This window comes from Halarchaeum acidiphilum MH1-52-1, from assembly GCF_000474235.1.
GTDB classification, from domain to species: Archaea; Halobacteriota; Halobacteria; order Halobacteriales; family Halobacteriaceae; genus Halarchaeum; species Halarchaeum acidiphilum.
The window spans coordinates 1-8,443 of record NZ_BATA01000092.1; the positions used below are offsets into that span (position 1 = coordinate 1).

The following is an 8,443-nucleotide window of genomic DNA, read 5'->3' on the forward strand; positions in this document are numbered from 1 at the left end:
CTGATGGATGGGATGGTTGATGAGCGAAATCAGATCCTATCAGAATACTATCATCGCTGTGGAAGTGCAGTCTGGGACACTGGGAGCTACTCCTTAACCAACAGATGCTGTGTTCGCTCCAGTTGTTGGTTAATAACTCACCGACAGCAGGCTGGCAAAGATCATATTTCAGAATATGATATTTGAGAGTATCATAATCTGGCATATTTATGAGTGCGTGGTGTGTAGTGATAGCTATGACTGGCTTCGTGAATCGGACCGAGGAGCTTGAGCGGCTGCGGGCTCTCTACGAGTCGCCGGACGCTGAACTCGCCGTAATCTTTGGGCGGCGTCGTCTCGGGAAGACCGAGCTCGTCCGCCACTCACTCCGAGACTACGACGACGCGGTCGTCTATCAGGCGAAACAGAAGACGAGCGCACTCCAGCTCCAGCAGTTCATCGACACTGCCGCCGACGCCCATCCGGGGATTACGCGCATTCGAGAGGACTGGGAGGCCGTCCTCGGATATCTCGCCGATCAGGATGCAATCGTCGTCCTTGACGAGTTCCCGTATCTCATCGAGCAGGACGAGAGTCTTCCCTCGGTGTTGCAGGCGATGTTCGATCACGAGCTTGCGGACTCCGCGGCGACGTTCGTCCTCGTCGGGTCCTCGATCAGCATGATGGAGGAAGCCGCCCTTCTCGGAAACAGCCCGCTCTATGGTCGTGCCTCGCTTAAGCTGGATATTGGACAGCTGCCGTTTGCTGCCGCGATGCAGTTCTTCGAGGGACAGCTCACACCGACCGACCAAGTGCGGACGTGGGCTGTTTTCGGCGGGGTGCCGTACTATCTTGAAGAGGTTGATCCAACCGCATCACTTGGGGCGAACGTCCAGGAGACGATTCTCTCTCGGCATGGGACGTTGCACGACGAGCCGGACTACGTCTTGCGGATGGAACTGCAGGAGCCGACGCGGTATTTCTCGATCCTCGAGGCGATCGCGGGCGGGCGGACGAGCCGGAACGAGGTCGCGGGAACGACCGGGATCGAGTACAACCAGCTCTCGACGTATCTCGATCGGCTCGGTCGACTCCGACTCGTCGATCAGCACGTTCCGGTGACCGAGCGCAAGGAGCGGAGTAAGCGGAGCCGGTATCGGATTCGAGATCCGTTCTTCCGCTTCTGGTTCCGGTTCGTGTACGGGACAGACGAACAGTATGACGAGGTCGGCGAAGACGCCTTCGAGATGCTCATCGAGCCGGACTTGGCGGACTTCGCGAGCCAGCCGTTCGAAGACCTCTGCAATACGGCAGTCAGGACGCTCTATCCAGACATGACGATCCGCCAGACCGGCCAGTGGTGGTATGGCGAGCACGAGATCGACGTCGTCGGGCTCACGACCGGTGACACGCTCCTCATCGGGGAGTGTAAGTTCCAGGAGTCGCCGCTGAGCTACGACGCGCTCTCAGGGCTGGAACGTCATGCCGAAGAGCTCCGCTGGACACCTGACTCAGGAGGCAGCCGTCGGGAGAAGTACGCGCTCTTCTCGCGAAGTGGGTTCACGACCGCCGTCGAGGAAGCGGCCGCAGAACGCGACGACCTCCGGCTCTTCGCCATCGAGGACGTCGTCGACGCGCTCACCAGCGTAGAGAACCATGCGTAGGTGTCACGGAAGACCGTCCTGCGTGTTCAGCACGGTTTCGTCCCCGTTTTTGACTGCGGCCCACCACGTCGCGAGGACGGCACGAGTTACCCGTTCCGGCGGGTGATCCGGTGCGATACACGACCGCTCGTGTCTCTGCAGATCGTTCGGGGGATGGAAGTGATAGACTGGGTCGGCTGTGGTCTCGTTTGCGTTCTCGCAGCCGAATCGGAATTCCAACCCTTGCTCTCGATAGTGGTACTTGTAGTCGCCGTTCGCCCACCACTGGATGTCGAAATATCCCGCTTGCTGGTGAATCCCGGGGCGAACCGTAATTCGCGCCTCTCGCGGTCTGAACGGCTCCTCGTCGTATGTGCCGTGTCGGGTGTTCTTGTACTGCGCTCGCAGGAACCCGGCCCCGAGTTGATCCGCAGCGGTATTCACGCTCGCCAGAAGTGCGTCTGGGTCCAGTGCGGACCCGTTCCCCATCACCATTATTGGGCGGACGCGTGGCTCGAATCACTGCCTCGCGTGCGTGTCTCGGACGACGCAGTGTTCTCCTTTGCCTGTCGAATCCGGTACGCTGCTCGGAGGTACTCCAAATCACGGACTGTCGTTCGCCAGTGCGACACGTCCGTTAACTCCTCGTCAGTCAGACTCCGATCGGAGACGAGCAGTTCTTCCGGCGACTCAGTATCGTACTGCTCCCGGTACTCAGCCACTTCGGCCTTCGCGGCCTGAATCCGGTCCACGAGTCCCTCAGTCAGCGACAGCGCGTGAATCTGCTCGATCAAGTAGCGATCCGGGTCGCGCTGGTACGCCGCCCCGGAGTCAGTCTGCTCAACTCGGGCAACGCCTTCCTCGACGAGAGATTTGAGCGTGTTCCGCGCTTTCGTCTCGGAAACAGCAGCGGTTTCGGCAATCTCACGCACTGGTGTCGGAGACACAGTCCGCTTCACGACGATTCGCACTCGTTCATCCGCCGTCGTCGACTCCGTCCACTCCGCAGTCGCGAAGTCGTTGACGTCGTCAACCTCGTTTGTGTCCGTGTCGAACAGAGTGATATCTTCTGGTGAGAGGGCGTCGTCCGGAACCTCGTCACCAGTCGGGTACTCGTCTGGCCCACCCGATTCGCCCCGTGGCTCTGGTTCGTCAGTCATTACAGCGTCATACGCATTCGAGACACATATACGTTATTGGTGCAGATATATGATCTTGTCTGGGGCCGTTTGCTGAGTAGCCGAACGACTTACGTCACGTTGCATCTGGTGAGAGTACACCGCTGCCCGGTTCACTGAGACCGGTATTCTCGCATGGTTAGTACAGTGGCCGGTAGTGGTGGAGGTTGTCTTTTGCGCCGGGATGGCTCGGCAGATCGATCTGTGCGATATGGTCGTAGCGCGCGTCGAGAACGTCGAAAAACCGCATATCGGCGAACGCCTTGAATCCGTCACCAGGGCGTTCGCGATATAGATGACATCCCCGTCGTGGAGGAGGAGCGCTTCGTAGGCCATGGAGCCGACCGGCGGCCAGCAGAGCACGAGTGTCTCCGCCTCGCTATACCCAAGGAGGACATCCTGGTCACCAGACTCGACCGAGAACCACGGATCGAGGACAGGGCTAACGTCGTAGGCGGTGACGTCGACGCCGCGTTTGTCGAGTTCGTACGCCCAGTAGCCCTTCCACGCACCGAGCTCGATGATCGGCGCTTGCTCACGAAGATACTCAAGTGCCTCATGTGTCGGGATCGCGAACGCGTACGACGCGATCAGTCGCTGTTGGACGTCCGTCTCCCACAGCGCTGAGACGGGTGTAAGGGTGTCCCGCTCGCGCTTGCGCCGCTCGAGTCTCGTGAGAGCGTCCTGAATCGCGGCGATGTACTCGATCGTATCGTCTTCGTTGCGGGCGGTCTCGACGAAGTCCGACCACGAGACGGAGATCGAGTCCGGTTGCTGCTCGCGATAGCGGTCACTGATCGCCTCGGGATCACCACCGCGCCCGCTAAGTTCCTCACGTGGATACTCGGTCATCGCTTGGTGAGGTGCTGCCAGATCGTCGTCGGGTCGGCATCGTTCAGTTCGGCGTTCGTCTCCATTTTCTGGAGTTCGGCGGCACAGCGCTTGGCGGCGAGCGGATAGACTTCGCCGGGGACGATCGCTCTGTCGAGTCGCATGATCTCGGGGTAGTTCTCGGCCCAGATGTCCTCGACGACGCGCGGGTAGAGGTCATCTATGAGGTGGCGGCCGAACTCGCGGCCGTCCTCGACGACCACCGTTCGGACCTCCTTGCGGATGCGGGCGGGCGTGCAGTAGGTCGCGACGAGGTACTCCGCGCCCGTCTCTGCCTCCTCGGGGTTCTGGCCGAACTGTTCGCGGTTCAGCTCGTGGAACGCCTCGCGGACGATCTTCACGCGTCGCTCGTGCGTGTCGCTGCGCACGACGACTCCCTCCGCGTGCACGTCGTCCGCGAGCGACGACTGTGGGACCTCGTACGTGTCGGGGTCGATCAAGCCGTGGTCGTCGAGAATTGTCGCGGGGACGAACGCGTGTTCGATGGCGGCGTCTTCGTGGCGGATTCGGTCGAGGATCCGCCAGGTCGTGGGTGTGTTGAGGAAGCCCGCGAAGGTCTCCGCGTAGGGATTCCCGGGTGGAGTGTACGTCTCGATCCGGTCGTAGGGGAGGACGTCGAAGCCCACGAGCGCCGGGAGGTCGCGGTCGGTGTAGCCGTAGTCGAGCGTGGAGTAGATGAGGTTCTCCGCGTAGACGACGAGAGGGCTCGCATACTCGTCGTGCACGCGTCGCAGCGTGTCCGTGTCGACGCCGTCGCGCAGACAGCGGACCGCGCGGTGGAGTGCGCCGTCGATCTCCGAGAGTGAGTCGCGGTGACAGCCCATGATCGACCGGCGCGTCCCGAAGACGAGGCTTCCGTCGCCATCCGCGGCCTCGGCGACTGTCTCGGGATAGGCGTCCGCGTAGCGCTCGTCGTAGAGCGTGAAGCGGAACGCGCTCCCGTCGAACTTCTCGACGACCACGAGGTCGTCCGCGTCGAAGAAGTCGTCTGGGACGACGGGATGGTCGTATCGCGGAATCTTCGGGTAGACCTTCATTCGTGAATTGTGAGTTAGTTAGTCGTCGGGGTGGTCGATGCCGTTTTCGAGATCGGCGAGGTCGCGTTCGAGGCGGTCGATGTGCGTCTCAAGGTCGTTCACGCTCATGAGGGCGAGTCGGAGGAACTCGGCGTCGCGCTCGGGCATGAGCGGGAGTTGGCTCGCGGCCGCGACCGGGTCGTCTGTCTCGTCAGTGCGTTTCCGGACGAGTTCGTCACGTGCGGCACGCAGCTCGCGTCGGAGGAGTTCAGCGTCATCCATGGTGAAACACGGATTCAATGGAGCAGCCCGCTACGGCCCCAGTATGGGGCGTGGTCGCGCGGACCGCGTCACCGAATCCATGGCTTCCTGACCAGCGGGTACGAACGCATGCTCGTTCGGTACTGTAGGACACCATAAGTGCTTTCTGTCGCCCACTGGCGGGGACGTCTCGTGTGACACGCAGTCCACCCGGACGGTTTAGGGGCATACCGCTCAATTGTAGCGTATGGAGTGTCCGGACTGCGGCGAGTCGTACGTCTCCCGTGAAGTCGGGCCACGGTGGCCGCCATCGACACAGTTCGGCGACGCGATCGTTGATCTCGAGGACGGTGAAAGCGCTGTTCTCCACCGGCAGTGTTGGACGTGTGGGTGGAGTGAGGACCGGCATCTCACCGTGACGGAGATCGAGACGGAGCACGGCGACCCGGAAGCGATCACTCACCAGCAACAGCTCACCCAGCTCGTCAACGAACTCGAACAGATCGACGACACCGAGGTAGTCAAAGAGATTCTCCGTGACGTCCGCAACCGACGATCAGCGGACATCGAACCGACCGGTTCCGAGGATGGAGAATGACCGAGACTGACGCCACCTACCCAGTGGAAGACGCGACGGGGAATCCGGACGACCCGTCGTTCGAGGAAGTGTGGACGCTGCTGCGTGAGCGCGGGCAGGATCCTCGTGTTGATCACCCGGAGGCCCATTTCGACGAGATCACGGCTGACGTCCTCGAGCGCTACGACGAAAAGACCGTTCGCACGGTCACACATCGCGTCCTCATCGGGTTTCACCCCTTTCGCACGGCAACCGTTGACCTCGGTGTGCGGAACGTCGACGGCGTCCGAATCGGAACGACAGCCGTCGCGACACTCCGCGAACTACGTCAGGAGCCGTAGAAGCGTGGTGCTCTGGTCGGTGCACACCGATGTGTCTCTTAACGGTGATAAAAATACGAGCGCATACCCCCGTCTTCAGGCGGGGGTCAAGCAGACAATAGCCTACACACCCACCGACGACGCCCTGGCTGGATTTCCCACCGTTCTATCGGTAGTATGAAGACGCTAACTGACCATAGTGTGCAACACGGATGAAGACCACACGGCACGCGACGTACAACCTCAACTACCACATAGTGTGGTTGCCGAAGTACCGCCAGTCGGTGCTCGTCAACGAGGTTGCCAGCCGTGTCCAGTCCATCCTCCACGAAATAGCCGACGACAAAGGCGTCGAAATACTCGACCTCACCGTACAGCCCGACCACGTTCACCTGTTCGTCAGTAGCCCGCCCAAGAACGAACCGGCGCTACTGGCCAACTGGTTCAAGGGTATCTCCTCGCGCAAGTACAATCACCGATACGCCGACCACGAAGGCGAGAAAATCGGATGGGCGCGAGGATACTACGCAGGGACCGCCGGGCACGTTTCGAGTGAGACTGTAGAGAGCTACATCCAGCAACACAAGGGGGGCGATTCTTGACCGAACTCACCAAGACGCTGGAACTCAAACTTGTGGACCCGAACGCCCACAAGCGGAGGAAAATCCGAGAGACGCGAGAAGCGTACCAGCACGCTCTCCAAGACGCCTTCGACGCCCGATGTACCACGCAGACCGAAGCAAACGACGTGGTGATCAACTACGACCTAAGCGGGTACGCGAAGAACGCGCTCAAAAAGTACGTCCCGCAACTCACGACGACATACAACGCGGGCGAACTTCACGACAACCACCCTGTGCGCTTCACCAACGAGGGGCTACGTCTCGACCACCAGCCCGAGAACGCAATCGAGTGGTACGTCAAAATCCCGCACCACGAGGACTACCACCTCTGGATGCCAGCACAACCGAATCCCGACCAACGGGGTTGGCTGGAAGCGTTGAACGCGGGAGACGCCACGATGGGTGAGAGTCGGCTGTTCGAGCGGGACGGGACGTGGTATCTCCACGTCACCGCCACCCGCGACGTGGAGGAACGCTCCGATGTGTCCGCCGAAGAACGGACGCCCATCGGAGTGGACATCGGGGAAGCGTCACTCGCCACGGTGTGTCACCGCAACGACCACGGTTCTCCAACCGCGCCCGAACTGTGGGCCGACGAAGGCAAGATCGTTCGTCGGCTCCGCAAGACCTACTTTACCGCCAAGCGCCGACTCCAGACGCGCGGAAGCGAGCGTATCGCGGAGTCCTTTGGCGATGACGTGTGGAGACAGATAGACGACGTGTTCCACCGCGTCACCCGCGAAGTCGTGGAGTACGCCGAATCCGTCGAGAACTCCGTTCTTGTTCTGGAAGACCTAACGTACATTCGGGAGTCAATGGACTACGGCGACTTCATGAATCGGCGTCTCCACGGCTGGGGATTCGCCAAACTCCACGCCCAAATACGCTACAAGGCCGTCGAGAAGGGCATCCCCGTCGAGACGGTGAACCCACGCAACACGTCGAAGGAGTGCCACGCCTGCGGTGAAGTAGGATACCGCCCGCGACAGGCGGCGTTCAAGTGTACGAACGACGCTTGCTGGATGGGCGAGTACCAAGCAGACGTGAACGGCGCGATAAACATCGCAGACCGCTACCTCAGCGGAGAGAGCCATTCAAGAGAACACACGGATGGCGATGACTCGGCTGAGGATGGGGGGCGTTTGACCGCCCCACAAGACACCCAAGCCGATGCTACCAAGCAAGAGACGCTTGGGACGTATGCGTCTTGAAACCATAAGGCCACGCTCGGCCTGAAATCCCGTGGCGGGATTCCCGCGTCTTCAGGCGCGGGAGGAGGTCAATCCGTAGGCAGTGATATATAAGCGCTGTGCAGACGCCGAAATCGATATACGACTCTGCGAAGACTTTGCGCATAGAATGGGCGGGCGCGACAATCCCCGGCGGGTTCACTTCCAGTCCCCGGAGGACCTCGTCGACCGACTGAACGCAATCGCCGACCTCTTCGACAGGGACCGGACGGACCTCCTCGTCGAGGCGATCCGCGAGTACGTCGAAGACATCGCCGACAGAGAGACATTCTAGGAGCTCGTCGCGACGAAGTACTACGACGACCACCTAGAGTTTGAGACGGTCAAGCAACTGGTCGGCGCCGAGACCGCCCAGCGGCTCCACCGGCACAAGGTGGACCTTGAGGACAAACCTCTCGATCTTGCTGCCCCCGTCGAGGTCGACGTCTACGGTGGCGACGCGACGACGGTCGAGATCGCAGCCGACGACGACCGGTGAGCAGCCAACGACTGCGAACAGTCGTGGCTGACACGAACTCCCTTGCCAGGTCTCGCCGTGTCCCGTGCAGACGCAACGGTCGGACCGGCCGTCCGAATCAGTAAAGCATAGCTCGTTCAAGAGAAGGTGACGAACAGGTAGAAGCCAGATTGGCTCACATTGTACACACGACAATCGCTAAGTGGGTGGATGTACAATGTACACATCATCAGTACCTCACAAAGCGT

The 8,443-nt window shown here is 60.7% G+C and carries 10 protein-coding genes and 1 pseudogene; 6 read left to right on the forward strand and 5 right to left on the reverse strand.

The window, feature by feature from the left end; translation table 11 throughout:
- The first annotated feature begins 236 nt into the window (after window positions 1–236).
- Entirely contained in the window at window positions 237–1,643 is a 1,407-nt protein-coding gene (locus AOZ13_RS12395; protein WP_049934115.1) for an ATP-binding protein, read from the forward strand.
- Window positions 1,644–1,646: 3 nt separating this feature from the next.
- Here AOZ13_RS12395 and AOZ13_RS12400 read toward each other — a convergent pair whose 3' ends face one another.
- The 5 genes from AOZ13_RS12400 to AOZ13_RS12420 are packed head-to-tail and all read right to left on the reverse strand — an operon-like array spanning window position 1,647 to window position 4,989.
- Window positions 1,647–2,111 (reverse strand): hypothetical protein, encoded by a 465-nt coding sequence (locus AOZ13_RS12400; RefSeq protein ID WP_044957509.1) that lies wholly within the window; start codon window positions 2,109–2,111, stop codon window positions 1,647–1,649.
- Between the two features lie 5 nt (window positions 2,112–2,116).
- Window positions 2,117–2,782, reverse strand: coding sequence for a DUF7342 family protein (locus AOZ13_RS12405; protein WP_020221585.1), 666 nt, complete (start codon window positions 2,780–2,782; stop codon window positions 2,117–2,119).
- A gap of 33 nt (window positions 2,783–2,815) precedes the next feature.
- On the reverse strand, window positions 2,816–3,652 hold the full coding sequence (locus AOZ13_RS12410; protein WP_234402878.1) for a hypothetical protein: 837 nt from the start codon (window positions 3,650–3,652) through the stop codon (window positions 2,816–2,818).
- Complete coding sequence (locus tag AOZ13_RS12415) at window positions 3,649–4,728, reverse strand: RNA ligase family protein (protein WP_020221582.1); 1,080 nt, start codon at window positions 4,726–4,728, stop codon at window positions 3,649–3,651. The genes AOZ13_RS12410 and AOZ13_RS12415 overlap by 4 nt, the downstream gene beginning before the upstream one ends.
- 18 nt (window positions 4,729–4,746) lie before the next feature.
- Entirely contained in the window at window positions 4,747–4,989 is a 243-nt protein-coding gene (locus AOZ13_RS12420) for a hypothetical protein (RefSeq protein WP_020221581.1), read from the reverse strand.
- A gap of 226 nt (window positions 4,990–5,215) precedes the next feature.
- Between AOZ13_RS12420 and AOZ13_RS12425 the strand changes: the two genes are divergently transcribed.
- The 5 genes and pseudogenes from AOZ13_RS12425 (at window position 5,216) to AOZ13_RS15795 (ending at window position 8,216) form a co-directional block, all read left to right on the forward strand.
- Window positions 5,216–5,566: a hypothetical protein gene (locus AOZ13_RS12425; RefSeq protein WP_020221580.1), complete on the forward strand. Its 351-nt coding sequence runs from the start codon at window positions 5,216–5,218 to the stop codon at window positions 5,564–5,566.
- Window positions 5,563–5,886, forward strand: a complete 324-nt coding sequence (locus AOZ13_RS12430; RefSeq protein ID WP_020221579.1) for a hypothetical protein — start codon at window positions 5,563–5,565, stop codon at window positions 5,884–5,886. The genes AOZ13_RS12425 and AOZ13_RS12430 overlap by 4 nt, the downstream gene beginning before the upstream one ends.
- Before the next feature lie 191 nt (window positions 5,887–6,077).
- Complete coding sequence (gene tnpA / locus AOZ13_RS12435; protein ID WP_020221578.1) at window positions 6,078–6,467, forward strand: IS200/IS605 family transposase; 390 nt, start codon at window positions 6,078–6,080, stop codon at window positions 6,465–6,467.
- The gene (locus tag AOZ13_RS12440; protein ID WP_020221577.1) at window positions 6,464–7,699 is read left to right on the forward strand and encodes an RNA-guided endonuclease InsQ/TnpB family protein; all 1,236 of its coding nucleotides are present in this window, start codon (window positions 6,464–6,466) and stop codon (window positions 7,697–7,699) included. Before tnpA ends, AOZ13_RS12440 begins: the two co-directional genes overlap by 4 nt.
- A gap of 148 nt (window positions 7,700–7,847) precedes the next feature.
- Window positions 7,848–8,216, forward strand: a pseudogene (locus AOZ13_RS15795) (hypothetical protein).
- The last annotated feature ends 227 nt before the right edge of the window (window positions 8,217–8,443 follow it).

Bases quoted from the DNA above. Each gene is read 5' to 3' on its own strand.
- tnpA (WP_020221578.1), top strand. From the start codon at position 6,078: ATGAAGACCACACGGCACGCGACGTACAACCTCAACTACCACATAGTG.
- AOZ13_RS12405 (WP_020221585.1), bottom strand. From the start codon at position 2,782: ATGACTGACGAACCAGAGCCACGGGGCGAATCGGGTGGGCCAGACGAG.
- AOZ13_RS12425 (WP_020221580.1), top strand. From the start codon at position 5,216: ATGGAGTGTCCGGACTGCGGCGAGTCGTACGTCTCCCGTGAAGTCGGG.
- AOZ13_RS12410 (WP_234402878.1), bottom strand. From the start codon at position 3,652: ATGACCGAGTATCCACGTGAGGAACTTAGCGGGCGCGGTGGTGATCCC.
- AOZ13_RS12415 (WP_020221582.1), bottom strand. From the start codon at position 4,728: ATGAAGGTCTACCCGAAGATTCCGCGATACGACCATCCCGTCGTCCCA.
- AOZ13_RS12395 (WP_049934115.1), top strand. From the start codon at position 237: ATGACTGGCTTCGTGAATCGGACCGAGGAGCTTGAGCGGCTGCGGGCT.
- AOZ13_RS12420 (WP_020221581.1), bottom strand. From the start codon at position 4,989: ATGGATGACGCTGAACTCCTCCGACGCGAGCTGCGTGCCGCACGTGAC.
- AOZ13_RS12430 (WP_020221579.1), top strand. From the start codon at position 5,563: ATGACCGAGACTGACGCCACCTACCCAGTGGAAGACGCGACGGGGAAT.
- AOZ13_RS12400 (WP_044957509.1), bottom strand. From the start codon at position 2,111: ATGGGGAACGGGTCCGCACTGGACCCAGACGCACTTCTGGCGAGCGTG.